This is a genomic window from Spirosoma litoris (assembly GCF_054776755.1).
In genome coordinates this window covers 47,353-72,688 of record NZ_BAAHBI010000029.1, presented here as the reverse complement: position 1 = coordinate 72,688, position 25,336 = coordinate 47,353, and the positions used below count along the sequence as shown (strand labels likewise).

General features: G+C 47.7%; 24 protein-coding genes. 5 read left to right on the top strand and 19 right to left on the bottom strand.

Features of this window, described 5'->3' with window-relative positions; translation table 11 throughout:
* Positions 1 to 16 precede the first annotated feature (16 nt).
* Positions 17 to 643, bottom strand: coding sequence for an ATP-binding cassette domain-containing protein (locus ACYVGR_RS17270; protein ID WP_460958964.1), 627 nt, complete (start codon positions 641 to 643; stop codon positions 17 to 19).
* Positions 644 to 787: 144 nt separating this feature from the next.
* On the opposite strand from ACYVGR_RS17270, the gene purN reads away from it, so the two are divergent.
* Both purN and ACYVGR_RS17260 read left to right on the top strand, forming a co-directional pair.
* Positions 788 to 1,360, top strand: coding sequence for a phosphoribosylglycinamide formyltransferase (gene purN / locus ACYVGR_RS17265; RefSeq protein WP_460958865.1), 573 nt, complete (start codon positions 788 to 790; stop codon positions 1,358 to 1,360).
* Between the two features lie 20 nt (positions 1,361 to 1,380).
* Positions 1,381 to 1,779 (top strand): hypothetical protein, encoded by a 399-nt coding sequence (locus tag ACYVGR_RS17260; RefSeq protein ID WP_460958863.1) that lies wholly within the window; start codon positions 1,381 to 1,383, stop codon positions 1,777 to 1,779.
* A gap of 53 nt (positions 1,780 to 1,832) precedes the next feature.
* Here the strand turns inward: ACYVGR_RS17260 and ACYVGR_RS17255 are convergent, their stop codons facing one another.
* On the bottom strand, positions 1,833 to 2,066 hold the full coding sequence (locus ACYVGR_RS17255; RefSeq protein WP_460958862.1) for a DUF4834 domain-containing protein: 234 nt from the start codon (positions 2,064 to 2,066) through the stop codon (positions 1,833 to 1,835).
* Between the two features lie 128 nt (positions 2,067 to 2,194).
* A complete protein-coding gene (locus ACYVGR_RS17250; RefSeq protein ID WP_460958860.1) occupies positions 2,195 to 3,748 on the bottom strand; it encodes a M28 family peptidase in 1,554 nt (517 codons plus the stop codon).
* Between the two features lie 93 nt (positions 3,749 to 3,841).
* Between ACYVGR_RS17250 and ACYVGR_RS17245 the strand changes: the two genes are divergently transcribed.
* A complete protein-coding gene (locus tag ACYVGR_RS17245; RefSeq protein WP_460958858.1) occupies positions 3,842 to 5,569 on the top strand; it encodes a DUF6044 family protein in 1,728 nt (575 codons plus the stop codon).
* Between the two features lie 65 nt (positions 5,570 to 5,634).
* Here ACYVGR_RS17245 and ACYVGR_RS17240 read toward each other — a convergent pair whose 3' ends face one another.
* From ACYVGR_RS17240 to ACYVGR_RS17200, 9 genes are all read right to left on the bottom strand, one after another.
* The gene (locus ACYVGR_RS17240; protein WP_460958856.1) at positions 5,635 to 6,531 is read right to left on the bottom strand and encodes a LysR family transcriptional regulator; all 897 of its coding nucleotides are present in this window, start codon (positions 6,529 to 6,531) and stop codon (positions 5,635 to 5,637) included.
* Between the two features lie 2 nt (positions 6,532 to 6,533).
* Positions 6,534 to 7,196, bottom strand: a complete 663-nt coding sequence (locus tag ACYVGR_RS17235) for a DUF3226 domain-containing protein (protein ID WP_460958854.1) — start codon at positions 7,194 to 7,196, stop codon at positions 6,534 to 6,536.
* Between the two features lie 3 nt (positions 7,197 to 7,199).
* A complete protein-coding gene (locus ACYVGR_RS17230) occupies positions 7,200 to 8,309 on the bottom strand; it encodes an AAA family ATPase (protein WP_460958852.1) in 1,110 nt (369 codons plus the stop codon).
* Positions 8,310 to 8,480: 171 nt separating this feature from the next.
* Positions 8,481 to 8,939: a DsrE family protein gene (locus tag ACYVGR_RS17225; protein ID WP_460958850.1), complete on the bottom strand. Its 459-nt coding sequence runs from the start codon at positions 8,937 to 8,939 to the stop codon at positions 8,481 to 8,483.
* 28 nt (positions 8,940 to 8,967) lie between these two features.
* Positions 8,968 to 10,038, bottom strand: coding sequence for a c-type cytochrome (locus tag ACYVGR_RS17220; RefSeq protein WP_460958848.1), 1,071 nt, complete (start codon positions 10,036 to 10,038; stop codon positions 8,968 to 8,970).
* A gap of 3 nt (positions 10,039 to 10,041) precedes the next feature.
* Positions 10,042 to 13,689, bottom strand: a complete 3,648-nt coding sequence (locus ACYVGR_RS17215; RefSeq protein WP_460958846.1) for an ABC transporter permease/M1 family aminopeptidase — start codon at positions 13,687 to 13,689, stop codon at positions 10,042 to 10,044.
* A gap of 54 nt (positions 13,690 to 13,743) precedes the next feature.
* Positions 13,744 to 14,103, bottom strand: a complete 360-nt coding sequence (locus tag ACYVGR_RS17210) for a four helix bundle protein (RefSeq protein ID WP_460958844.1) — start codon at positions 14,101 to 14,103, stop codon at positions 13,744 to 13,746.
* A 77-nt stretch (positions 14,104 to 14,180) separates the two neighbouring features.
* Positions 14,181 to 15,080: an ABC transporter ATP-binding protein gene (locus tag ACYVGR_RS17205; RefSeq protein WP_460958842.1), complete on the bottom strand. Its 900-nt coding sequence runs from the start codon at positions 15,078 to 15,080 to the stop codon at positions 14,181 to 14,183.
* 167 nt (positions 15,081 to 15,247) lie between these two features.
* Positions 15,248 to 15,760, bottom strand: a complete 513-nt coding sequence (locus ACYVGR_RS17200; protein WP_460958840.1) for a DUF2480 family protein — start codon at positions 15,758 to 15,760, stop codon at positions 15,248 to 15,250.
* 158 nt (positions 15,761 to 15,918) lie between these two features.
* Here ACYVGR_RS17200 and dnaN point away from each other — a divergent pair, with 158 nt between their 5' ends.
* The gene (gene dnaN / locus ACYVGR_RS17195; RefSeq protein WP_460958838.1) at positions 15,919 to 17,040 is read left to right on the top strand and encodes a DNA polymerase III subunit beta; all 1,122 of its coding nucleotides are present in this window, start codon (positions 15,919 to 15,921) and stop codon (positions 17,038 to 17,040) included.
* 115 nt (positions 17,041 to 17,155) lie between these two features.
* Positions 17,156 to 18,376, top strand: a complete 1,221-nt coding sequence (locus ACYVGR_RS17190; protein ID WP_460958962.1) for a TCR/Tet family MFS transporter — start codon at positions 17,156 to 17,158, stop codon at positions 18,374 to 18,376.
* Between the two features lie 88 nt (positions 18,377 to 18,464).
* Here ACYVGR_RS17190 and ACYVGR_RS17185 read toward each other — a convergent pair whose 3' ends face one another.
* The 7 genes from ACYVGR_RS17185 to ACYVGR_RS17155 form a co-directional block, all read right to left on the bottom strand.
* The gene (locus ACYVGR_RS17185; RefSeq protein WP_460958836.1) at positions 18,465 to 19,961 is read right to left on the bottom strand and encodes a serine hydrolase; all 1,497 of its coding nucleotides are present in this window, start codon (positions 19,959 to 19,961) and stop codon (positions 18,465 to 18,467) included.
* A gap of 241 nt (positions 19,962 to 20,202) precedes the next feature.
* Entirely contained in the window at positions 20,203 to 20,763 is a 561-nt protein-coding gene (locus ACYVGR_RS17180) for a YceI family protein (protein ID WP_460958834.1), read from the bottom strand.
* A 4-nt stretch (positions 20,764 to 20,767) separates the two neighbouring features.
* Positions 20,768 to 21,451: a hypothetical protein gene (locus tag ACYVGR_RS17175; RefSeq protein ID WP_460958832.1), complete on the bottom strand. Its 684-nt coding sequence runs from the start codon at positions 21,449 to 21,451 to the stop codon at positions 20,768 to 20,770.
* 17 nt (positions 21,452 to 21,468) lie between these two features.
* Positions 21,469 to 22,002 (bottom strand): QcrA and Rieske domain-containing protein, encoded by a 534-nt coding sequence (locus ACYVGR_RS17170; protein ID WP_460958830.1) that lies wholly within the window; start codon positions 22,000 to 22,002, stop codon positions 21,469 to 21,471.
* A 53-nt stretch (positions 22,003 to 22,055) separates the two neighbouring features.
* Complete coding sequence (locus ACYVGR_RS17165) at positions 22,056 to 23,723, bottom strand: hypothetical protein (protein WP_460958828.1); 1,668 nt, start codon at positions 23,721 to 23,723, stop codon at positions 22,056 to 22,058.
* Positions 23,704 to 24,279 carry an RNA polymerase sigma factor gene (locus ACYVGR_RS17160; RefSeq protein ID WP_182459080.1) on the bottom strand — a complete coding sequence of 192 codons (576 nt, stop codon included), beginning with the start codon at positions 24,277 to 24,279 and terminating at the stop codon, positions 23,704 to 23,706. Before ACYVGR_RS17160 ends, ACYVGR_RS17165 begins: the two co-directional genes overlap by 20 nt.
* 76 nt (positions 24,280 to 24,355) lie before the next feature.
* Complete coding sequence (locus tag ACYVGR_RS17155; RefSeq protein WP_460958826.1) at positions 24,356 to 25,198, bottom strand: hypothetical protein; 843 nt, start codon at positions 25,196 to 25,198, stop codon at positions 24,356 to 24,358.
* Positions 25,199 to 25,336 lie beyond the last annotated feature (138 nt).

The following is a 25,336-nucleotide window of genomic DNA, read 5'->3' as shown; positions in this document are numbered from 1 at the left end:
ACCGGACGGAATGCCCTTACAGGATAACTCTATTTTGAAAGGCATCTTTTAAACGTTGATCGTGCGTAACAACAATCAGGCTGGCCCCAATTTGCTCCGACTGTTCGCGCAAGAGTTGCACAACACGGTCTGTATTCTCATCGTCGAGACTAGATGTTGGCTCATCGGCCAGAATAACATCGGGCTGATTCATAACGGCTCGCGCAATACTTACCCGTTGCTGCTCGCCCTGACTAAGTTGGTTGGTTTTCTTATTGAGGTGATCACCGAAACCTAATTGATTGGCCAGCTCTCTGGCACGGCTTTTATCCTGTGGTTTGTTCGCCAGATAATTCGCCATTAGCAGATTGTCCATAACAGACAAAGCGCTGACAAAATGGGGCTTTTGATAAACAATTCCGACGTGTTTAGCCCGGAATGCAGCCGTTTCGGCCACACTGAGTTTTGTCAGATCGGTTTTGTCAATCACGACCGAGCCGCTTTTCGGCTTTAGCAGTAAAGCCAGTAAATGCAGAAATGTGGTTTTGCCAGTGCCAGACCTTCCCAGAATCAGAAGGGCTTCGCGATTAGCACATTGGACACCTGGAAACGTAAACTGTTTCGCAGGACCGTATTCAAACGTGAGTTGATTCGTTGCCAGCATCAGATTCGAGCGAGTATCCACAAAAATAGGCAAAAGTTGTAATTTTGGCTCTGTTCTGTGATGTCGGATTCTCAAACCCGACATACTGGCTGACGCGAAATGTCGGGTTTAAGAATCCGACATCACATTAATGATCAAATCCTCTTGAAACGCATCGTCCTGTTTGCTTCCGGTTCCGGCTCGAATGCCGAAAAAATTGCTGATTATTTTGCGGGTAACGCCGAAGTAGAGATTTCGCTGATTGTGTCAAACAATCCGAAAGCCGGTGTAATCGACCGCGCCCGCCGACTGCATATTCCGGTTTTGCTCTTCGATCGAAAAACTTTTTACGACACAAATCGCATTACACAACTTCTTCTTAACCAGAACGTTGACTTAATTGTATTAGCCGGTTTCATGTGGCTGATGCCAGCCGATTTAGTCCGGGCATTCCCGAATAAAATTGTTAACATTCACCCAGCTTTATTGCCTAAATTTGGTGGGAAGGGCATGTATGGGCACTTCGTTCATGAAGCCGTAGTGGCCGCTGGCGAAACTGAGTCTGGCATTACGATTCACTACGTAAACGAGCATTACGACGAAGGTCAGATTATTTTCCAGGCTCATTGTCCGGTTGTACCGACCGATACCCCCGATGATGTTGCTAAAAAAGTACAGGTATTGGAGCATGAACATTATCCGAGAGTAGTCGCAGAGGTTTTAGCCGGACTGATTTAATGACTATAAAATGAACCACTATGAATAGATTATACGTGTTTCTGGTGTTGTTATTGGCCCTAACAAGCTGTTTTCAACCTATCGCTTATTTAAATCACAAGACCCACTATCCGGTTGATGTTTTTTACGACAATCAGCGGCCCGACCGTCCGTTTGCACCTATGCAAGATTTGGAAGTAAAAGGCGAAGTGCCGCTAACCGACCGTCAATCAAAAAATCAGCGTATGGTTGGCCGGGGAAACGATATGCAGCAAAAAGACCTGATGCTGGCCCGCCTGACCATGCAGGCCAAAAAGCTCGGTGCTGATGCGCTGGTAGCCGTTAAATATACCTACTACACCTCGACAACCGATAATGGCTATCTGATGACCGGTGTAGCGGTCAAGTATAAGAAAGAAGAAGAGACGCCTGTAAACTAAATATGTCCGCCGAACCGAGGTTTGGCGGACATATTTAGTTTATGCTAACATCGCTATTTCACTTCCTCATAATCAACGTATTCACCCCCTTTAAAGCGGGTGCCTGTATCTTTTGCGGAGCGGTTCTCTACGCGTACTTCACCTTCCCGGTTACCACTTCGGCTACCACCCTGCGCCCTCTGCTGTTTCACTAATTGTCGGCCTACCAACAGGTAAAATACAAATCGGCGTACCGGCGGCACAAACAGAATAATTAGGGTGATGATAAACAAATATTTAAGCAACATATCGGCGTATCGTTAATAGTCAATAAACGTTGACTTTCGATGTTTAGTTTTCTCTTTTGTCGGACGGTTTGTATCCGGGTTAATCGGCAAGCGTATTCGTAGTAAAAAGCATTTCAACGCAAACTCTACTAATATCCGTACAACGCTTTGGCTGCCGCTTCGTATTTATCTCCTGCCGACCATTGTGGACGGGTTGGGCGATTGGCAATCAGACGGGCAGAATGGGCATAAGCCTGACAGAATCGGAGGAGATAACCAAAATCCAATGATTCGGGATTGTCGGCAGCTTGATGATAATATTTGGCAATCTCGGCATCAAACGATTTGAAACCCGGTGCAAAGTCTGGTGCCGGAACACCTTTTGCGGCAAAATTCGCATTATCCGACCGGTCGAATAAGCCTTGTTCTGGGGCAGGTTCAGCAAAAACGCCCAAGCCAAACGCTTTAGCTCCCGCTTCGATTTCGGCTTTTGCACCGGTACGTTCAAGCCCAATAACCGATATAACTGTTGTATCGCTATAACCAGCGCCGTCAGTATTCAGATCAAAAACCGTTTGCTTCAAAGGTATTAAGGGATGTTCGGCATAATACTTACTCCCCTGTAAACCAACTTCTTCGCCAGTTAGCGCTAACACGAGAATCGATCGGCTGGGGCGTTGCAAGCTCAGGGCTTTAGCGGCTTCCAGAATGGCTACAGTACCAATTCCATTATCGCGTGCGCCATTAAAAATACTATCGGCAGGCTGGTAAGGAGCACCACCCTGTTTACCTATCCCCACATGATCGAAGTGCGCCGACAGTATAACGTATTCATCTTTCAGCTTTGGGTCAGTGCCTTCGATAATACCCGCCACGTTAGATGAAACCGCCCTGGTACGCAGGCGTCCTGATGTTTGAAGCGAGACACGCTGCCCTGCCTCCTTTAGCTGCTTATACTTATTGTTGGCGTTATTGATCCATAGATGCGCAATCGGCATGGCGGCACTGTTATCGCCCGTGGCAATACTCATTTGCTCTCGGTTGAGATACTGGCTTACTAAGCCCCAGGGCGATGCTTCGCTGTATAGTTCAATCAGGGCAGTCGCCCCTTTTTCGGTCGCCAGTTTTCGTTTTGCAGCCGATGCACCGATAAGTTCGCGAGGGCTTTTTGCCTCAGGCGAACCACCCTGTGCGATCAGAATTCGGCCTTTTACATCACGCCCTTTGTAGCCGTCTTCGCCATCGGTCAAGCCATAGCCGATATACATCACCTCACCCGAAAGAGACGTTGGTCCACCCGCCATTACCAAAATATCTTTGCCAAGCTGCAGGGTATCTTTACCCACAATCATGGTAGCTGTGCTAGCCGCCTTAACTCGTTCGAAGGTTATGGGTTGCAGGTAATCGTGCTGTCCATCAGTCGTTACAGCTGGCTTCAGGCCCAATTGCCGAAACTGTTCGGCTATGTAACGGGCAGCAACCCGATTTCCCTGTTCACCTGTCCGACGGCCTTCCAGCTCATCGGAAGCCAGAAAGCGCATGTGCCCCTCTACTTCAGCCCGAGACATGGTGAATTCAGGAAGTTTAGGCGTAACAACGACTTTGGCCGTAGACGAGGCTTTTGCAGAACGGGTTTGCGCCTGTACTGAAGTTACGGTCAGGACAATTGCGGCTACTAACTGTAACGTAGATGGTGTTTGCATGATGATTCGATTTCTGTCTGTAAAAGTACAAAAAACCAAATGGCTTATAGACCATCCAGTCATCTCAGCGAATTTCAGTACTTTCGCAATACTATGCCTTCTCGTTCATCTTCTGAAAAAACGTATCTACTCGTCGCTATTGGCTTATTAGCCCTTTACGTTTTCCCCTATATCTGGCTTGGCGAAGGTGCTCACCTGACAATTCACGATAATCTGGACAGTGATTTTCTGTACTTATACCTGCTCAAACTCACCAAAACCGCCTTCGATTTTGACCTGAAAACGATCATTCCAAATATGATGAGTGGAGGGCAATTTACAGGCATTCCACGATCGGCGTTTCGGACAGGATTGAACCTTGAAGTACTCTCGTTTTGGTTACTTCCTCCCTATGCAGCGCAGGTCGTCAATTTTGCAGCGGTTCACGGTATTGGGTTCATCGGGATGTATCTGTTGCTAAAAAGGCACGTTTTAGCCGAATCCAAGTGGGCATTCACACGAGTGGCACTGGCATTTCTGTTCGCGCTTGTACCCTGTTACATTGTTCATGGCGCGTCGGTAACCGGGCAACCGTTGTTGCTATTTGTATTCATCAATCTGTTACAAAAACGCTCGCACTGGTCCGATTGGCTGATTATTGCCTTGTTCCCGTTTTACTCCTTTTTCGTTTGGGCAGGTCTATTTATCTGCGTTGCGCTGGGCATTATCGGTCTTTGGAGCATGCTTCGGCTTCGACAAATCAATTGGGGCTACATAAATGCGTTATTGCTACTCTCGCTATTATATCTGGCCAGCGAATGGGAATTGATTTATGGCTTCGTCAACCAGACCTATATTTCGCAGCGCATCGAATTTGACTATAGTCAATTGCGCTCCATGAAACTCGTTGACAGCCTACGCCGAAGCATCGATTTATACCTCTGGCCGATGTTCAACACGGGTGCTTTTTTTACAGCCTGGATTTTGATTGTTGCGGGATTGAGTGCCTGGAGAGCTTATACACGACGCGATTTCAGGGCTGTGCAGTGGCTCATTGGCTTACCGATTCTGGCAATCGTTATCTGCCTAATTCACGGACTCTATCATTATCTGGTCGTCTGGTTGGGCGACAGTTCGTTGGGGTTAAAATTTCGCGTTTTTCAATTCGACCGATTCTATTTCCTGCTTCCAACGCTCTGGTTTTTTCTGTTTGCGTGCTCACTGCGCCAGTTCCGGCCAAATACAGCTTTGAACCGACTGTTTCTGGCTGTACAGCTTGTGCTGATGATTTTTGCCAATAAAGAATGGCGAATTAATATTGAGAAGATGACGGGCTCGATCAGCGAAGCCAAACAACCTTCATTTCGGGCGTTTTTTGCAGAGAAGCAGTTTGCACAAATCCGCAATTACATCGGCCGACCGCAGCCTAATTACCGGGTTATTTGTTTGGGGATGCATCCGTCCGTGGCGCAGTTCAATGGGTTCTATACGCTGGACAGTTACCAGAACAATTACCCCCTCCCCTACAAATACGCCTTCCGAAAAATCATTGCGGCCGAGCTAGCAAAAGGCACTCGACAAATGCGCGTTTATTACGACGCCTACGCTTGTCGGGCTTATCTCTACACGGCAGAGTTGGGTATGAATTATCTGTTCGGGAAAACGCAGAACCGGTCAGTAAGTCATCTGCAAATCAATACCAATGCGCTAACGGCTCTGAATGGCCAATATGTGATTTCGGCCGTGCCCATCCATAACGCTGCTGAAAACAGACTCCATCTGGAAAAAGTGTTTGACGAACCTGAAAGCTATTGGCGAGTGTGGTTGTATAAGGTGGGGTAATATGTGGCGTGGAGCAGGGAGCGCGGTGCGTGGAGGTCGTTGGAAACCCTGCTCCACGCCACATATTACCCGCGCTTATAATGCTGGCGGGCGAAACGCATGAATGTGTCGGCCAGCCCTTCGCTAACGCCTTGTAATTGGATCGAGTAAAAATCCCGGTGGATCGACAGGTTCTGTACGTCCAGGATTTTCAACGTTCCTGCCTGTAATTCGTGCTGTACTGCAAAGACAGAAACAAACGCCATACAGCGCGAACTTCCAAGGTATGATTTGATACTTTCGGTACTCCCTAACTGCATTTCAACCGTTAAATCCGTCAACCGTAGACCAACACCCCGAAGTGCGTGCTCAATTACTTCCAACGAACCGGACCCCCGTTCGCGCAGAACGATGGGGACTTCCCGCAGTTCTTCCAGCGTAATCTCATCGCGGTCGGCCAATGGGTGATCGGCACGGCAGATGAGCACGAGTTCGTCTTTTACAAAGGACGTGTAGCGAATGTCGCTGTGGTGCGTTCGACCTTCTACCAGCCCTAAATCAATATCGTTGTTGAGCAATCGCTGCTCAATCTGTTCGGTATTACCGCTCAAAAGCGAGATGGCCACATCGGCAGACTGCTCATGGAAGCGAGCCAGCACCGGCGGAATCACATACTGAGCCACAGTTGTACTCGCCCCAACCCGAAGCGCCCCAGCCGGTTTCCCTTTGAGCGCATTCATATCGAACTCCAGTTGCCGATATGTGGCCATGATGGTTTCGGCATGACTGAGCAGCAAATTTCCGGCAGCCGTCAGGCTAATCTGGTTGCCCCGCCGGTCGAACAGGGCCGTACCAAACTGGTGTTCAAGTTCCTGAATGTGTTTTGTGATAGCCGGTTGTGTCACATACAACTCAGCAGCGGCTTTAGTAAAGCTAAGTCGCTTGGCAACGGTGTAGAAGACATTCAGGCGAAAATCAAGCATGGCTATTGGGCGTTAAAGAGCAAATTCAGCCAGTTGACGAAGCGACGGCAGAGGTCGGCATCTGTTGTCAGAACTCTCTTAGAGATAGCAACGCCAAATGACATTTCAGGTTTTTCCTGCCAAGCTAACCAAGTTCGAATAAACGCTTTGGGGCGATGAACATTCGTAAATAATTGCAATTCTTTCGTTTGAAGCGTATGTAAGGCCGCATCAACTTCTGGCTGTAGTTTATCCTGTTCGTGAATTAATTCGCGGATGAAATTTTCAATGACACCTTCTTCCTGATTGTCAGGCATAATCCACAAACCAAAGCGTGGCAATATGTCATTCGTCGGTATGACTAAGCCATTCGGAAAAGTATCTGGGAGGTTTTCATACCCTGCATCGGTCAGGATTTTTCGAATTCGTTGCCAGCGGCCAGACGAATTAATATCTGCATCAACAACTATTCCGAGAATATGATCGGGGTCGGTTGCTCTAAGTGTGACAGGCAGATTTCTAAGTAACGTGTAGATTCCTTGTTCATCCGCCTTCAAGCCGATTTCGTGCTTTTTTTTGAATGGCTCGATAACAACGTTTCCGGCTTCATTCGGCGTTTGCCTAATCAGCTCACCAATAAAGTATTTGTCGAAATCGCCCTCGACTAATAAAAGTTTCTCTGGCATGGATTAGCGTAAGTCGAGGTAATCTGTTTCTGTAGCGATTTCAACATCTTGTGCATTAAATAGCACCGCCGAAATTTCACCTTTTATATTTCTCAGCCGAATTAATTGAGCGTCATTATAGGCAGACTTCGAATTAGAGACTTCACCAAACGCTTTTATCGTATCGTTACTATGTGTTGTTGCAAACACCTGAATATTAAGGCGTTCAGCTAGATAAAAGATGATCTCCCAGAGTTTTTCCTGAACGGAATAATGGAGGCCATTTTCGAATTCGTCGATGAGTAGATAGCCGTTTTCACAATTGACCATTGCGAGGATTATTGTGAGAATGCGGTTGATGCCATCGCCCATTGAACGTAAATAAACAGGTTTGTCAGAGCCTTTTAATTGTACTCTTCCTATTCGTTCGTCTTTCTTCCGAGTTCCATAAGATTCAACATCAGGAAGTACATAACGTAAACCGACCACATCAGGCTCAACAAGCCTTAAAGCATCTTCAACATATTTATTCCTTTCAGGTGATGTTATTTTATCCCATAAACGACCGTTTGACTCACGTGTCACTCCGCTTGATCTAACAAATTGTACATTCTCCGATATACTGCCGAAACGTAAAGGCCGACTCAGATTTCTATCGAGTGTTATAACTTGAAATGATTTATCTGCTATTATCTCTATCCCTAATCCTTCAGACTCATTTGGTGAATTAACCGTAACAATTCTTGAATAAGACCCTTCCTCATCTTGAATTTCTTCTTTTACATAATAAATAAATCTAAGGCTTAGAAATGTCTCTTCAGAAGATATTAAAATAGATGCCTGTTTTTCTGTACTATATTCTCTCCCATAAAACAAACCTGACAGTAATTCTAGGTTGTATTCGATCCTCCGCTCAATTCCCATCGTAGAAGTTCGAGAAGCATCTTCTCCTCTCTCTTCAAAGATTTGACTAATCCATTGAAGATTTGCTTTGTGTACTAAAATACTAATCGCTTCCAGCACCGACGTCTTCCCCGTATTATTTTTCCCCACCAGCAAATTCACCCGGCCTAACTTTTCGATAGTCAGGTGGCGAAGGTTGCGGTAGTTTCGGATTTCGAGCGAGCGTAACATAATGGCTTTTGTTAAACGTATGCCAAAATACGAGTTTATACCAGCATTAACCAAAAGTGCCCGCTGCCGGAATTACCATAGCGGGCACTTTTGGTTAAATATTCTAAAGGTTTTGAGAAACCTTTCCGTGTCGGTTGTAAGTAACCGACACCACTTATATATAAGAAATTACTACGGGCGAATAATTGTCCAGCCTTCCTGATCACGGATGATTAACTCACCGTTGGCGCTGGGTACATAACTGACAATTGGGAACAATTCCTCACGGCTGATTTTTCGCATGCGCATGGTATTCTCACACATGGCCATGATGACGCCCTGCTTGTGCAATTTGGCAATATCCTGTTCAAAATAAGGTTTGTCTTTCCGATAAACGATGTTGGCACCGCCATAAACCACTAACTCAACCTCTAACTTTCCTTTGAGACGAGGGTCATTCAGCGCATTTTGAATATTGGCCAACGCATGCCGAATGGTAGCCGTATCGGCGGTATTCAACTGATAAACAGCGCGATAGTGCGACTTGGTTGGCTGAGCTCCCTGAAACGTACCTGTTTCACTCGTTTGCGCTATAGCTGGCACTACAGCAGTCAGGAAAGCCAGAACGAACAGGTAAATGAAATTCTTCATGATTCTTAGTTTTTGATTTTGAGTAAAGTTACTTCGCTTTTCGCGCATCGGCAATTGGCTGATACGGACCATATTTGTGTTGGCGCTCACTGAATGAGTCGGCGTAGGGACCTAATGGAAAATCAACGGGTTTGCTGGCAAGTTTAGGCCAATCGCTGCTTTGATCTTTGTGCGGGCGAGGCATCGAATTTACAAAAGCCGCTACATCCCAGGCTTCCTCATCGCTCAGTTGCGGGCTTTCGTACGTGGCCCCGAAAGGCATGTTGTTTTTTACGTATCCCGCAAAACCCGATAAGCGGAATAACCCAGCGCCGTCGTTATAGCTGTTCGGTCCCCACATGGGTGGATAAACGTATTCGGTCGAGCCCGCCACTTTCATGCCTTCACCTTTCGCTCCGTGACAAACCTGACACTTAGCCACATACACCATGCGTCCTTTAGTTGAATCAGCGGCCCGATCCAGATAGTTGAGTTTCGCAAGGCCGACGCCTTCAGGCCGTTGCCCTTTGGGGACGTCAGTGCCCAACCATTGCATGTAGGCTACAATCGCTTTCATCTCGCGGCTTGTGCTATCGGGTGCTTTACCGGCCAGACTCCGCTCAAAACAATCAGACACCCGCTTGACAATAGTTTCGACAGCCCCAGACCGCTCCCGAAACTTGGGATAGGTCGAAAACACGCCGGAGTAATTGTTACCCAATACTTTCGTACCCGCATCAAGATGGCAGTTCTGACAGTTCATGCCATTAGACAACTTCTTAACCGAACCCTTTGGTCCAAGGTATTTGGCGGTATGTGCGATCAGCTCACGCCCATACCGGATTTGTTTGCCAAGCTCCCCAACCGGAATACGGCTATCGGCAGGGGGGTGCCAGTAGCCGGGGGGAGTTAGGGCGAGTAAAGCAAGTACGCAAGTGAGGGAGGTGAAAGCAATGGCGCGAGTAAGTAATTGACGACGTTTCACCTCACCCCCAGCCCCTTTCCTAAAACTAGGAGAGGGGAGAAAGATCTGCCGTTTTTTAGCCCCTCTCCTGAAAACCAGGAGAGGGGTTGGGGTGAGGTGAAATCTCGCGAGTAGTTTATCCAAATATCTATTCATGACTTATAACATATCAACCTTCACCAGATTATCATCAGAAACGCGGTCGATCAGCTTATTGTAGGGGTCGATACCCGCTTTCACGGGCTTTCCTTTTACGGTTACTTCAAGCACATGCTCACCGGGTGTCAGGCTGCGTTTTTGCATCAGCAAAGGCACTTTTGTCGTTAAGCCATCTTTGTTTTTGCCATCGTCGGTCAGTACTGCAATATCGGCAATTACGGGGCCTTTTCCTTTAGCCAGTTCTTTACCGGTCTTGTCATAATACTCGGTGGCCGTTCGAATGTAGAGCTTCACGCTGTATTTCCCGTTGCCTATCGACTTGGCTTCGGCTTTGGTGATGCGGTTGTCGTAGAGCGTCAGCTTCTCGAAATTATCCGTCAGCCAGGGTTTCAAGGAATCGGGCGTGGCGGCTTTAAGGAAACTGTACCATTCGAGTGAGGTGGTAAAAGGCGCTTTCTGACGGAAACGAGCCGCTTTCATGTAGTTGTTCATAGCCTGATTGACGCGCTCTTCACCGATGTAATCCTGCAAGGCATACATCAGCATTGATCCTTTCTGGTACCAGACATACGACCGTGTATCGTTGTCGAGCATATTGGCCTCGAACTTGTCTTCGTTGGCCCGGCCACGCAGGTAGCGATCCAGGCTATATTTCAAAAACTTCGGCATGGCATCGGCCCCGTAGCGTTGCTTAAGCACCATCAGCGCTGAATATTCGGCCATTGTTTCCGAAATCTGATTGGCTCCCCGCGTCCGGCTGGGCATGATCTGATGCCCCCACCACTGGTGCGCAACCTCGTGCGCCGTTACGTAATAGGCATAATCCGTCTTGTTTGGGTCGTGAAAATCGCCGACCCAGCCAAACTCCTCTGAATAAGGCACGGTTGTCGGGAAAGACTGGGCAAACGTAGCATAGCGCGGAAACTCCAGCACCCGCAACACCGGGTACGGGAATGGCGCATAGTTTTTCGTGTAATACGTCAGCGAGGCTTTCATGCTGGCAATAAACCGATCCAGGTTGCGATCGTGGCCGGGATGATGGTAGACTTCCAGAGCCACTTTTTGTCCATTTGGTCCCGTCCAGGTGTCTCGTTTTACGCCGTAGCGGGCGGAGCACATGCTGAAGAAATAATCCGAGAAGCCGGGAAGTTTATACTGAAAATACTTGCGCGGTTTTCCATCGGGCCCGTTGGCCGTCCAGGTTTTCAGTAACTCGCCGGGCATAATGGCTGTCTGATCGGGTGTCGTCGAGATGGTGCCCTCAAAAGTTACCCAGTCAGCATCGTCGGTAAACAGGAAGTCGCGTAGGCCGAGCGAGTCGTTTTGGGCAGGCACAGTCCATTGCTTAACGGGCAGCCCGTATTTCTTCCGGTATTTGTCGCTGGTTAGCTCCTGGCCCGCATCGTAGCCAAAGCCGGGGAAAATTCCCACATTGAAAAACGTACCATTCGAAACAACATCCCGGCTATCGCTTCCATTGGCAAACCCAACGTATTGGCCCGTTACGGTCATGTCCATTCGAGCCGTATCGCCGGGGCTTAGACGTTTTGGTAATCGGTAGATGTAATAGCCTAAGTTCGTGTCATTAAGAATCTTTTCTGGAGATTTTCCGTCTATCAAAAACTTGGTCAGTTGCCTGTGGAAATTGTCGGTGGGCATCGTCAGGTGCAGGGAATCAATCGGCTGGTGCCCTTTATTGACAATCATAAATACGCCTGTGGCCACCGCCTTAAACTCATCGGGAAATACATCGACATTGAGTTTCGCACTGGTAATTTTTGGTTGCAGCACATCGACGTATTTATGGTACTTCTTCTCAAACGTCGATTGCAATTCCCGCTGCTCATCCACCGATAAATAGCGATTTTTCACGCTTACGTTGGTATAAATCCAGGCCCCCATACTCACAAACACAATTAGGGCAAGCGCAAACAAAACCATTGATAATCGGCCCATGCGCTGTTTGGCCAGTTGCCAGCGGGCTTTAAAGGCCGTATCGGCACCACGATTCCAGAACCAGAGCGCCAATACCAGCAACATTCCCCCAAACGCATACCAATACAACCGGAACGACGCCAGTGCCGCCAGATAGTGGCCAAATCCATTCATGTCGGAAATCTGTACCGAACCACCCGAGAACGGAATGGCGAGTCGGTAGTTGAACTCGGCAAACTGAGGAATCGCCCAGATGACAATGTACGTAGCCAGTGTAACGATGTGCCCCACAAACTTCTGGTTGACCATCGTATGCACGAAAAAGGCGAGCATCACCAGTTGGAAATACTGAGTAAACGCAATGCCATAGATGTCTCGGAAATAGAGCGGGAACTCGTAATTGAAATAACCTTTGACGGTCTGGTTCAATACGCCCGAAATCATAATCAGCGTGCTCAACAGCAGACAGACGTACGTCATTGACAGCAGTTTGGCCCCGTAATTCATCCAGTCGGGTACGGGTAGCGCATCGGCAATGGCGTCGTAGTGAACAACTTTATCGCGGTGAACGACCTCACCCGTGTAGAAGATCAGGACAATAAGTACGAAGAAAAAAAACGTACCGTTTCGCGCTTCGAGCATGGCGTAGGTGGTTGGCAACGAAGGCGTGCCGTAGGTTTCGGAAGCAAACCAGCCATCCAAGAACAGGAACAAAACGGCACCCAGCAGAATGGCGATGAAATAGGGATCACGAACGATGCTCCGAAACTCCAGACTTGCCTGCTGAAACATCTGCCGAACGTAGGTTCCAACCTGAAATACGGGCGTTGGCGTTGGTAAACTCGCCAGCGCAGGAGCTTTCTCGGATTCAACCTCATCTTTCGCTTTTTTACCCAGCTTGATGGCCAGAAATCGGGGAAAACTAAAGCGAAGCACGGTAAAGGCAAACACCAGTAACGCGACTCCAAACCAGATCAATCGGTTGGTAAGCAAATCGCCTTCCAACGGTGCCAGCAGCGTATTCTGCTCCACCGGCGACCAGTATTTGGTGGCTGTATCGTAGGCATACGACCCAAACGGATCGAGCAGGTTGACGAGTTGTTTATTCTCCAGATCCTGCGAGAGCGTAGACCCCAACAGATAGGCGATGAACAGCAAAATACTACCCGCGTAGGTCGTGAATACCTGTTTCGAGTAGGCGACCAAGCCAAAGAAAATACTGCCGACCAGGAACATGTTCGGCACAACAAACACCAGAAACGGATAGGCATAATCGCGGAAACGAATCGGGCCAAAACGTTCGGTATTATCAGCCAGGTTAAAGACTGGCCCCAACAGCGAACCGATGACAATACCGAGCATTCCAACAGCCATAATGCCCAGCAACACCACAAACGACCCGAAATATCGGCCCAGCAAATAGCCTCGTTCGGTAATGGGAAAGCTGAAATAGTAGTTTTTGGTATTGTGTTCAATATCGCGATAAACCGGCACGCCCATGATGGCCGAGGCCACCAGCATCCCGAAAATAGTCATCACCACCACAAACTGACTGACGGCATAAGGCGAGTTGATATTCGTTTTCTCCGACGCCGGACCGCTGCCATAAATAACAAAGAGAAACGTGAACAGGAATAGAATGAGCGCGTAGAGATACGTAGCCGGTCGCTTCAACCGATACGCTAGCTCAAATTTGAAAATTTCGAGGAACATGGTTTTTGAAGGAGTTAGGAGCGAGAAGTGAGGAGTTGCTGACGCACAAAAATGTCAGCGCTGGTTATTCACGGCGGTGTAATATGCATTCAGCAAGCGTGCTACTTCTTCCAGGTCAGTTTGAAATGCTGTTGTATCAACATAGCCTAAATCATGCGCCAGAATTAAATAATAGTGCGTTTCATCCAGTGATCCTTGAGCAATGTTTAGAAATTTTGCTTTATCTGGGACTGTTCGTTTCCGATAACCTTCGGCAATATTAGCTGGAACAGAAACCGCACTTCTTCTTAGTTGAGATGTAAGACCAAACAATTCATCTTTAGGAAAAGCCTTGGTTAGATTATAAATGGTCAGCACAAGTTGATGCGCTTTTTGCCAGACGATTAATTCACGAAAATGTTTAGACTTCTCCATTCAAATACAAGTTTTAAGGTGGTAATTATTTAGGTTTTGCGTCAGCAACTCCTCGCTTCTCACTCCTAATACTACATTTACACCGTCACCACATCCATTTTCTCCGTAATCTTGGCGAAGTACAGGTCTTCCAGATCAGGGGTAACCGCATCGAAGTCGGTCAGCGGCACATCACTGTAAGCATGAATTCGGGTTTTACCGCCTTTAAGCTGGGTCGAAATAACCCGGTGCGTTTTGCGGTAGGTATCGATCTCGGATTTATCGACAAATTTCTGCCAGATTTTCCCGTTCAGGTCTTTAACCAGATCATTTGGATTGCCCGTTGCCACCACTTCGCCCAGGCAAATAATGGCCATATCGGAGCAAAGATTCGTGACGTCTTCGACAATGTGTGTCGACAGAATGACAATCGTGTTCTCACCAATTTCGGAGAGCAGGTTATGAAACCGGTTTCGTTCAGCGGGGTCCAGACCAGCCGTCGGTTCATCTACGATAATTAGTCTTGGACTGCCAATGAGCGCCTGCGCAATGCCGAAGCGTTGTTTCATACCACCCGAATAGGTACCGAGGTTCTTCTTCCGGACCTCATACAGGTTTACTTTCTGCAATAATCCCTGCACAATCTCTTTCCGCTCCCGGCTATTGGCAATCCCTTTGAGCGACGCAATATGATCGAGCATAGACTCGGCCGTCACGCGTGGATATACCCCAAACTCCTGCGGCAAATAGCCCAATACGCGACGTACAGCATCTTTTTGGGTCAATACGTCCAAGTCGCCCTCAGGCAAACCTGTTAGTCGGGCGCTGCCGCTATCGGCCTCCTGAAGCGTGGCAATGGTGCGCATCAGCGATGATTTACCGGCTCCGTTTGGCCCTAGTAAACCGAACATACCTTGTGGGATGGTGAGCGAAACTCCTTTCAATGCCCGAACGCCATTGGAATATGTCTTAGTTAAATTATTTATTTCGAGTTGCATAACAAGAAGGTAGGGAGTATTTGGTTTTAGCTACAAAAAAGCGAATATGATAAAAGTACTCGAAATCTATGACCAAACTTTTGCAGGCGGTTTATATTGAGGCTGAAAAGCATAAAAAAACTCCGCTAGCTGGCGGAGTGAACGTTATCGAAGTAAAAACAGAATGATTACGCCTTCGGCCGTTTATACAGCGGCACCGTGCTACATGGTTCTCCAAAAAGCAGGCTTTGAGCAACGGGACGTAGTAAACGTGTGATTTCGACATAAGCGGCCGTTGGAACAGGCACTTTCGAACAACCTTTTACCACAACACGAGCATCGCGATAATCCTCGGGATTGATCTGGGCAATCGCATCAAAATAGAGCTTCTCTTCCAGGTCAGTCAGATTGCCGAACACAATGGTATTAGCGTAAGGCTGTAGCTGAATCGTCAGAAGCATATACGCCCAAGTGGGCACAATGGCATCTTCGGTGCAGGTGATGGCTACGTTTTTGCCTGTATATTGGCTCCAGTCGTGCTCTTTCAGAAAAGCCCGAAAGTCTTTTTCTTTCAAAATTAACCCCATGAAGAGGTTGTCTTTCAAGTCATAAACAACTCGCTCACCAGCGTGGTAATAATCTTCCAGATCAAGTGTAACAAGGCCGCTATTGGCAACGCGATTGACGATTTCAGCTTCCATTTTTTCAGGTATCAGTACCTCATGAACAGTAAGCGGTGGCCTACCGTTCACTACCCTTCATTATCTATCTCCGTTTATTAAAATCTGAACAAGCTCTCGGCTTTTTTTGCTACTTTTGCTCTCATATACATTAATGAACCGCCTTAGACAATTGGCCCATGAAATTTATAGTTTCCTCATCAGTCCTGCTTAAAAACCTTCAACATATAAACGGGGTTGTGGCAACCAATCCAATTGTGCCAATTCTCGAAAATTTCCTGTTTCGCATTGAGGATGGGACACTTACCGTGACGGCTTCCGATTTGCAAACGACGATGACGACGCAGATTCCGGTCGATGCCAGTGAAAATGGAGCGATTGCGATTCCCGCCAAATTATTGCTGGATACGCTTCGCAGTTTGCCCGAACAGCCCGTTACCGTAAACATCGATACCGAAACATTCGGCACCGAAATTCTGACCGACAACGGTCGCTATAAACTCTCGGGCGAAAATCCGATTGACTTCCCAAAACTGCCAACGGTCAACAAAAATATGTCGGTCGAAATGACGTCGGACGTATTGCTAAGCGCCATCAACAACACGGTTTTCGCAACCAGCACCGACGATCTGCGTCCGGCTATGACGGGAGTTCTTTTGCAGATCAATGATGACAACGCGACGTTCGTAGCCACGGACGGCCACCGACTCATTCGTTACCGCCGGACTGACCTTGGATCGTCGGCCAGCACATCGATCATCATTCCGCGCAAAGCCCTGCAATTGTTGAAGGCTTCGCTGCCTGAAGGTGTAGCTGTCGTTGCCGAATTTAGCCAAGCCAATGCATCGTTCACATTTGGTCCAACGCAATTGATCTGCCGCCTGATCGATGAGCGTTTCCCAGACTACGAAAATGCCATTCCGACCAACAACCCGAACGTGATGACCATTGGTCGGACGGATCTGTTGAATTCGCTGAAGCGGATTATGATTTACGCCAACCGCACTACGCATCAGATTCGGTTATCGCTTAAGACAAACTCCCTGACGATCTCGGCAGAAGATTTAGACTATTCTAACGAAGCCAACGAGAAACTCCTCTGCGACTACGACGGCGATCCAATGGAAATTGGCTTCAACGCCAAATTGATGTCGGAGGTATTGAGCAACCTGAGTGCCAAAATGATTTCTCTCGAAATGTCGGCACCCAATCGTGCGGGTCTGCTTATTCCGGCCGATAAAGAGGAAAACGAAGACATCCTGATGCTGGTCATGCCCGTGATGTTGAATACATACGCATAATTTTTATGAAGGAGTGAGGAGCGAGGAGTGAGGAGTGAGAAGTTGTTGATAGGCCGTTTTCATGCGTCAGCAACTTCTCACTCCTCACTCCTCGCTCCTCACTCCTTTTGTCTTTATGAAAAACCGTACCGCTCCGGCCCTTATATTCATTTTCATTACGCTTCTTATTGATGTTACGGGGCTGGGAATTATTATTCCGGTTTTCCCGAAACTGATTGAACAACTCATTCACGGCAATATTAGTCAGGCGGCAAGCTGGGGGGGCTGGCTGTCGTTCTCCTATGCTGGCATGCAATTCCTTTTTTCACCCATATTAGGTGGATTAAGTGATCGCTTCGGACGACGACCAGTCTTGTTGTTTTCGTTATTCGGTTTTGGCGTCGATTACGTATTTCAGGGCTTTGCGCCAACCATCGAATGGTTGTTTGTCGGGCGGCTGATTGCGGGTATTACAGGCGCTAGCTTTACAACGGCTACTGCTTACATCGCCGACATTAGCACGCCCGAAAAACGGGCTCAAAACTTTGGGCTTGTTGGGGCTGCGTTTGGCGTTGGCTTTATTTTAGGACCAGCCCTTGGCGGATTCCTGGGGCAGTATGGGCCGCGCGTACCGTTTTTTGTAGCGGCAGGCTTAACAATAGTTAACTTCCTGTATGGCTTTTTTATCCTACCTGAATCACTTGCTCCCGAACATCGTCGTGCGTTTGATTGGAAACGTGCCAATCCGGTTGGGTCTTTGATGCGATTAGGTAAATATCCCGTTATTCTAGGACTGGTGGCTTCTTTAGTGCTGGTTTACATTGCCGGTTTCGCGGTGCAGGGAACCTGGACATTCTATACGATGGAGAAATTCAAATGGGATGAGAAAACAGTTGGCTTGTCGCTGGCTACCATTGGGCTCTCTTTTGCGATTGTGCAGGGAGGATTAAGTCGGATTATTATTCCGAAATTAGGTCAGGAAAAATCCGTGTACGTTGGCATGATGTTCAGCGCGATTGGATTTGCCTTATTTGGCTTTGCTAATCAGAGCTGGATGATGTTCGCCTTTATGGTCGTTTACGCGCTGGGTGGCATTGCGGGGCCATCCATTCAGGGAATTATCTCGAATCAGGTTCCAGCGAATGAACAAGGCGAGCTACAGGGGGCCTTAACCAGCCTGACCAGTACGACGTCTATTTTCGGGCCGCTCATTATGACCAATCTGTTTTCATTTTTCACGTCACCAGCAGCCCCCTTGTATCTGCCCGGAGCCCCGTTCTTTTTGGCGTCGTTACTGATTATTGTGAGTGCCAGTTTAGTTGGTCGTGGCTTGAAACGACAGACGGTGGCCAGTTGATTTACATCCAGCCTAATCCAAAACTGACGTACTTCTTCGTGAAGTCGGGTTTTAGAACCCGACTTCACGGAATACATTAGGTAACACGCTACAACTCCTTTTTAAACTCCAGCCGGTCAAAAACCAGTGTATCGACCTTCCCGGATATACCAAGGATAAAACGGGCTCTGGCTTTCCCAAGCCAGGCTTTCGTATAAGGCCCGTAAAATGTATCGTAATGCCAGTGCGCCAGATTCGCGTTCAAGCTATTATCATTTACGTTGATAACTAGTTGATTTCCCTGTACACTCACTTCGGCCTTACCATACAAGGGGCTGGTGTATTTTCCGGCGTAGGCTGCCAATGGCAGCGATGGTGATGTGTTCAGCACCCGTTTGTCGAGAAATGCTTTCTCGGCTTTTTTGCCCTGTTCTTTTAAGCCATCATAGAGCGTCTTAAACTCGGCACTCCAATCCCGATTACCGCCTAAGGCAAACCAGTCGAAGGTTTTATAAACGAGTGCGTGGCGAACTTCGGCGTGGTCGTAATTGCCGAATACGTAAACACCCAGTTTCGCATCAGGCAGTTGCGCCGTTATAGCCGTCAGACCTGATAGGCTACCCGTATGGAAATTAACTTTATGGCCTTTGTAATCGTGCTGGTACCAACCCAGGCCATATGTTCGCCAGTTGGGTTTCAGGATTTGCATGGTTGGGTACTCGTCTTCGGGAAAAAACGTTTGTGGCGTAAACATCTCTTCCCAGGTTTCAGGCTTAAGCAAGCGACCACCGCTGTATTTGCTACTGTCGAGCATACAGATAACCCACTTGCTAATATCCTCCGCCGACGACCAGACGGCTCCCGCCGAACCAATTTCACTATCGGCACCATACTCAATGACTCTTATCGTGTCGTTAATAGTAAAGTGCGGTTTGGTCAGGTTATTGTCTTTGATGTAGCCTCGCTTGGGTGCCGTCCGGTTCATTCCCAAGGGCGTAAAGATTCGCTCTTTCAGAAATTCAGCCCATGTTTTTCCAGTAATTCGTTCGATTACACGACCGGCGGCTGAGTAAAATGTGTTCTGATAGGTAAACCCAGCCCGAAAGGGATAACTTGGCTTGACCATCTGCATACGACGAAGCATTTCATTGACCGGAATCGTCATGGCTCCGGTCATAAAATCGGTGCTGCCGATGCCCGTATCATGAATCAGTAAATCACGAATTTTCAGTTCGCGAGTAACATAGGCATCGTACAGTTGTAGTTCAGGCAAGTATTTCGAAACGGGGTCATTCCAGGCAAGTTTCCCTTCATCGACCAGCATACCCATCAAAGCAACGGTCATGGCTTTCGTGGTAGAGGCACAGGCAAATAACGTCTGGGTATCAACCGGATCAGGTTTGCCTAGTTCGCGAACGCCATAGCCTTTTGTGAAAAGAACTTTATTGTCTTTGACAACGGCGATCGATAAACCGGGAACCTGCCACTGCTTACGAACAGCTTCGACATAGGCATCGAATTCCTGAATTTGTTTGGGAGAAATTGGCTTTTGGGCAGAAGCCGTGAGGGAGATCAGGGTAAGAAGAAGTACTAGTCGTTTGCTCATATAGGTTAGCGGTATCGTGTGCTAAGCTCAATGTACAAACAAGTCTATTTCGCTCTAAAACGATCACAGGATTTACTGGACATCTCCTAAAAAATGTTCGGTAAATCCTGTAATCGTTTTGTTAAATCCGTAGAGTTTTTTGTCATTCCGACGTAAGGAGAAATCTCAAGCTTGCCTAATACTCAAGTTTAAGATTCCTCCTTACGTCGGAATGACAAAAAATAGAATACCCCTTATCACGCTACAACCCAAAAACCACATTAAACTTAAGCGTCATTGCATCCTCAGTCTTGAGACCCATTAACGATGGTCGTTCAATGTTATAATCACTCATGTTTACGGGAAACTCGCCAGTTAGTGTCATTTTACCACCAGCATCTTTGCGAGTAGCCTCCAGTGTAACCGGCTTGGCCACACCATGAAAGGTAAGCGTGCCTTTCGCGGTCAACGTCCCATTTTCGCCCGCTTTAATATCCGAACTAACAAACGTAACGTTGGGGTATTTCAGCCCATCCAGCACTTCCATCGCGTGCGAATCTCGGTTGTTGTTATCACTATCGAACGACGATACTTTTAAGGAAACAGCCACGCTTTCGGGCTGTTTGGTATCGTCGTTGTACATGATGGCACAGTTTACCTCTTTACTTACGCCATCCCACTTATGCAACGGATGCTTAGCCGAATACGTGACCGTCGATAAGGCTTTGTCAGCCATAATCTTGCGCTTGGTCATCGGTGCCGAAGTAAAGGCAAAGAGAATCCCGATGGCTAACCAATAGCCATACTTAAGCGTATATTTCATGGTCTTAGAATGTTAAAGAAAGTATCGAAGCCGCATAGGCCCCAAACGTGGTATAGGCAGCCGCTCTATGGATAGGCTTCAGGTCCGGATTGTTATCAATCATACCTGCAAGAATATTGGTGGCTACCATACCCGTTAAGTGAACAATGGCCAGATACTTGTGCAGTTTTATTGACGTAAAACCCTTTTTTGCACCCACTACAGGCGGAGGGGCCGTAAGTGACAGGAGCAGCGTAGTACCATAGGTAACGTTGATCAACGCAGCCGACCGTTCGTGCCATTTTTTGGTATCGACATAATCCTGCCCTTTGGCATTATATAGTTTTGCTCCCAGAAGTCCCTGAGCCACAAATCCAGCTAGCGTCACAAACCCACCAATCTGGTGTGCCACAAGCATAGTTCGTCGAATTTTCAGCTCATGCGCACGTCCTTCTGGCGTTAACGGCGCAATATTCATGGTTCGCAACAGCCCTTTAGGTCCCCAAAATGCCCGTTGTGTAAAAATCATTTTATGGGGCAACAACGGTTGCGATTCGGTCGAATCGGAAAGGCCAGCCAGCAAATCAGTGGCCGAAGCATCGGTTTTTGCTGGTGCAATAACGGTATCCCGACGAGCAGCCGTCGAATCCTGGGCTCGGAGCCCTCCTATCCCGAGCCACAGGAGCACGGCAACATGAATGTACTTCATCGAGCAAAATTTAGTTGTTAGGCAGTCACTGTTAATGTATTTCCATCCGTACTCAGGGATGTTTTATATTGCGTCAGGGCTTTAGTAGCCGGGCCTACTTCTACAGCACCGGTCAGACTGTATTCTGAACCATGATTTGAGCAATAGATGTCGTCCTGAGTAGCTCGGTACTGTACTTCCGTCCCTTCGTGCGTACATGTTTTGGAGAGCGCGACGAATGAACCACTTGTACTTTTAGCTACAATCAGGCTCCCAATAATTGCGTACTGACCCGCTGTTTTCAGCTTACTATAATTTGAGTTAGTCAAATCAATGGTAAAGCTAACGGTTCCAGCCGAAGCATCTGCATTGCCCGTTACGCCAGCCGCAGGCGTTACAACTGTACCTCCCGGCGTGCCATCGCTACTACTTTTCGAGCAGGCAGTTAGTCCGGTTCCCATGCAGTAGAAAGCCATCAGGGCGGCACTGCTCATACCAAGGCTACGCATAAATTCTCCGCGATTCATTTGGCCGGTTGTTGGATTGCTTTTCATTTGGTCGATTGTTTTCATGTAGTTACATTAATTAATAGCCTCCTGTAGGCTACCATCTGTAAATGTTCACATCATAATTTATAGCGGAGAGAAAAAAATGCGCCGGTGCTCAATAAATTGACTTTAAAAAAACCTACTCCTCGTAAGGGTGCTTTCATAAATGGCTCAACCTGCCACGATAACCGTCGGCTGATGGAGCGTTCGTAGCCTATCGATACGTTTAAATTACTGAAACCATAGCCACCCGTACCTCCACCAGGTGGACTCCATTCGGTAGGTTGATTGTACGTATGCGGAGGGTACGTATAGGTATAATCTTCCTGCTTCATGATATAACTGGTTACGCCTGCACTAACAAACCAGCGAGTTGGCAATCGTCGCTCGTCCAAGCGTGGTATCACAGCAACATCGTAGCGTATATTGATCGGTATATCGAACATATTGCAACGACCATCAACCATATCCGGCGATTTCATAGGCGGTTGCCACCAAGCCGCTGGTGCCGTATACTCGCTCGGCAAGGTTTTATAGACTTTCGTACTCTTAATCACGCCAGCCTGAACACTCCACCGAGACGCTAGCCGATACTCCAGTAATAGACCAATATTTGTACCCGGACGATCAAAGTTTTTCAAGCCAACCGTACTTAAATCGGGCGATACCACAAATCGAACGCTCAAGCCCCGCATAGGCGGCAGCTTCGGTGTAACTTGCTGGGAAACAGGAGCAGGTTCTGCTTCAACCGACCGATTCGTAAACGTGAGCGACTTTGGCCAACGCGCTGGCCGACTTGCCAGTTCATTGATCTCTGGTAATACTTCAGTGGTAGCCTCACTCGATTCAGCAACACCTACCTTATTTTCGGTAGAGGCAACATCCGGTGTGCCGGGCTCCTGCCCTTTTGCTACAGATCGTTTACTAAACGACGGAGTAGAGGATAACGCATAGGCTTCTGTTGAAAAAGCAACCGAATTTCGCTGAATACTACGCCGTTTTCGGCTTGCTAAGCTACTTTTATTTTCAGACGAGAACGGCCGATTTAGGCGATTCGTCAGTAGGTCTGCGTTATCGGTCACCAGGGATGTTTTGGCAAGCCGTGAAGCATTTGCCCGGGGCTTGTCCTTTGTTTCCTTTTGCCTGTACGCCGATGTTACTGGTTTTGTTGCAGAATTCCCTTTAGGACTAGCAAGCGACTTAACCCCTGAGGCTTCCGTTGCCGTACGATTGGGAGCCTCAGTTGCCTTCGCCGAAGTTGTTTCGGTAAGCCTGATAGTCGATTTTTCAAGTCGATTTTCTGAACTACCTGGCTCCCTTGCCGTCTCTCCCCGATCAACCAATTGTCCAACTTCTCTAACCTGTTGTTCGGAAGAACGCGTAGGTTTTGTTTCTGCTGATTCTGTATTGGCTAATCGGGGCGTTTCGGCCTGCGATACTCCTTTAGCGGTACTCGTTAAGGCTGTTCCAGAACTTGTTATCTTTTTCGACGAGGTAACTTTACGGCCAGAATTCGCTTTATGATAAACAAACCAGCTACCACCCGTCAGCAGCAACAAAAGCGCGACAGGCAAGCCCCAACGGAGCAGGTTCTTCCAGTTTAATGCACCGCTGGGTGTGATGCGGTCGTTGGCATCCAGGCGGGCTTTCATGTCCTGCCAGGCTGCCGGATCGAACGGGGTATCGAACTCTTCTGCCGACTTTCTGAAGAGCCCGTCCAATTGGTCATCGGTTAGCTCTGGCATACTCGTCGTAGTTTATGTGTTTCAATAGTTGGCGCAGATTTTCGCGCGCCCGAGCCAGGTTCGATTTCGACGCACCAACCGAAATGCCAAGTTGTGTGGCAATTTCTTCGTGCGTAAATCCTTCCATAACATACAAATTAAAAACAAGCCGATAGGCCGGTGATAAGCGTTGAACGAAGCCTAGTAACTCCTCGTGCGACAATTGACTGAATGCATCGGCCGCTTCTGAAACAGCTATCTGGGCAACCTTATCAACATCTTCGTGCTGGTGACGCACTTCCTGCCGATAATGGTCAATAGCTGAATTAATCAAAATGCGCCGAAGCCAGCCTTTAAACGGTTGCGCCGAGTCATACTGCTCCAATCGGGTAAAGACTTTCAGAAATCCATCATTCAGGACTTCCAAAGCCTCATCGCGAGTGGGTGCATAACGCAAACAAACGCTCATAGCATACCCATAAAACTGCCGGTACAGCAATTCCTGACTTCGCCGGTGGTTGCGCAAACAACCCGCCAGAATGTCGGTTAAAGCCGGTATGTTAGGAGCGTTGGACAAAGCAAGTCAATCTATGGGTTATCGCTTACAGTTTACTATTCATGGCTAGAAATCGCCTACCAACCAGAATTACCTTTTATGGATTTGGTGCATCAACCGAGGTAGCATTTACTACCGGCCACACACCAGGCCTTGGAACACTCACACCTTTGGTACTCCCTCGCTGCCCATTATCTGAGCCAAAATAGTAGAGCGGCCAGCCTTTGTAGGTAAGTTGTGTTTTCCCAAAAACCGTAATCGTTGCAAAATCTGTTTTCTTCAGTACCGAAGGGACTTCTCCGAGCGTAGCCACCTGGAAGATTGGCCAGGTTCCGTCATTGCTAAAATCGGACTTGGTGTATTTGTTAACGTTCTTCTTATCATTCGCAAACGCATAAAGCGTACGCCCAGTACTATCGGTCAAAAAGATAGAATTGCCCGTACCTTCTTTCGTATCAAATGTATAGCTTTTGCCATCATTACCAACTAGTTGGCGCGATGCAAGCTGAACCGTGTAGTTTGGCTTGGCCACCATCCATACATTGCCCACATTTTCCCCTGCCACATCGCCCGCTTTTGCATCATTCTTAAAATAATAAAGCGGCCAGCCTTTAAAGGTCGTTTGCTTGGCACCATCAGCCCGCGTAATCGTTGCAAAGTCAGACGCTTTCAGGCTTTTACCAAGTGTAAGATTTTCCTGGTAAAATATGGGCCAGTTATCCCGACAAGTTCCCGAGCAGGTTGCATCACCCGCTACGTCGGGGGCAAAAAAGTAAAGTGTTCTACCACCTTCGCCGGTTAATACCTTACCGAGTGTAGTTGTACCTACTTCTACCGAAGCCACGGTAGTCGGATTTTCTTCATCCTTGCAACTTAGCAATGCGACCATTAAGAAGCTGGTCAGCACCACGAAGCGATTAGCATACATGAATGATTTCATTCTATCAACTGTGTTTTAATGTGAGAAAAAGAACAGTTGAACCGGTTCAGTGGGCAATACGGGAGGCTTTATGAAAGGGTTGCGTACGATGTGAAAAGTTTTGTAGAAATACTCAGACAGGCAGGCAATGACCAAGCA

Bases quoted from the DNA above. Each gene is read 5' to 3' on its own strand.
- ACYVGR_RS17245 (WP_460958858.1), top strand. From the start codon at position 3,842: ATGCCTTCTCGTTCATCTTCTGAAAAAACGTATCTACTCGTCGCTATT.
- ACYVGR_RS17185 (WP_460958836.1), bottom strand. From the start codon at position 19,961: ATGAGCAAACGACTAGTACTTCTTCTTACCCTGATCTCCCTCACGGCT.
- ACYVGR_RS17155 (WP_460958826.1), bottom strand. From the start codon at position 25,198: ATGAAATCATTCATGTATGCTAATCGCTTCGTGGTGCTGACCAGCTTC.
- ACYVGR_RS17205 (WP_460958842.1), bottom strand. From the start codon at position 15,080: ATGCAACTCGAAATAAATAATTTAACTAAGACATATTCCAATGGCGTT.
- ACYVGR_RS17270 (WP_460958964.1), bottom strand. From the start codon at position 643: ATGCTGGCAACGAATCAACTCACGTTTGAATACGGTCCTGCGAAACAG.
- ACYVGR_RS17200 (WP_460958840.1), bottom strand. From the start codon at position 15,760: ATGGAAGCTGAAATCGTCAATCGCGTTGCCAATAGCGGCCTTGTTACA.
- ACYVGR_RS17235 (WP_460958854.1), bottom strand. From the start codon at position 7,196: ATGCCAGAGAAACTTTTATTAGTCGAGGGCGATTTCGACAAATACTTT.
- ACYVGR_RS17210 (WP_460958844.1), bottom strand. From the start codon at position 14,103: ATGGAGAAGTCTAAACATTTTCGTGAATTAATCGTCTGGCAAAAAGCG.
- ACYVGR_RS17260 (WP_460958863.1), top strand. From the start codon at position 1,381: ATGAATAGATTATACGTGTTTCTGGTGTTGTTATTGGCCCTAACAAGC.
- ACYVGR_RS17180 (WP_460958834.1), bottom strand. From the start codon at position 20,763: ATGAAATATACGCTTAAGTATGGCTATTGGTTAGCCATCGGGATTCTC.
- ACYVGR_RS17190 (WP_460958962.1), top strand. From the start codon at position 17,156: ATGAAAAACCGTACCGCTCCGGCCCTTATATTCATTTTCATTACGCTT.
- ACYVGR_RS17255 (WP_460958862.1), bottom strand. From the start codon at position 2,066: ATGTTGCTTAAATATTTGTTTATCATCACCCTAATTATTCTGTTTGTG.
- ACYVGR_RS17250 (WP_460958860.1), bottom strand. From the start codon at position 3,748: ATGCAAACACCATCTACGTTACAGTTAGTAGCCGCAATTGTCCTGACC.
- ACYVGR_RS17170 (WP_460958830.1), bottom strand. From the start codon at position 22,002: ATGAAAACAATCGACCAAATGAAAAGCAATCCAACAACCGGCCAAATG.
- ACYVGR_RS17165 (WP_460958828.1), bottom strand. From the start codon at position 23,723: ATGCCAGAGCTAACCGATGACCAATTGGACGGGCTCTTCAGAAAGTCG.
- ACYVGR_RS17220 (WP_460958848.1), bottom strand. From the start codon at position 10,038: ATGAATAGATATTTGGATAAACTACTCGCGAGATTTCACCTCACCCCA.
- ACYVGR_RS17175 (WP_460958832.1), bottom strand. From the start codon at position 21,451: ATGAAGTACATTCATGTTGCCGTGCTCCTGTGGCTCGGGATAGGAGGG.
- ACYVGR_RS17230 (WP_460958852.1), bottom strand. From the start codon at position 8,309: ATGTTACGCTCGCTCGAAATCCGAAACTACCGCAACCTTCGCCACCTG.
- ACYVGR_RS17225 (WP_460958850.1), bottom strand. From the start codon at position 8,939: ATGAAGAATTTCATTTACCTGTTCGTTCTGGCTTTCCTGACTGCTGTA.
- ACYVGR_RS17215 (WP_460958846.1), bottom strand. From the start codon at position 13,689: ATGTTCCTCGAAATTTTCAAATTTGAGCTAGCGTATCGGTTGAAGCGA.
- dnaN (WP_460958838.1), top strand. From the start codon at position 15,919: ATGAAATTTATAGTTTCCTCATCAGTCCTGCTTAAAAACCTTCAACAT.
- ACYVGR_RS17240 (WP_460958856.1), bottom strand. From the start codon at position 6,531: ATGCTTGATTTTCGCCTGAATGTCTTCTACACCGTTGCCAAGCGACTT.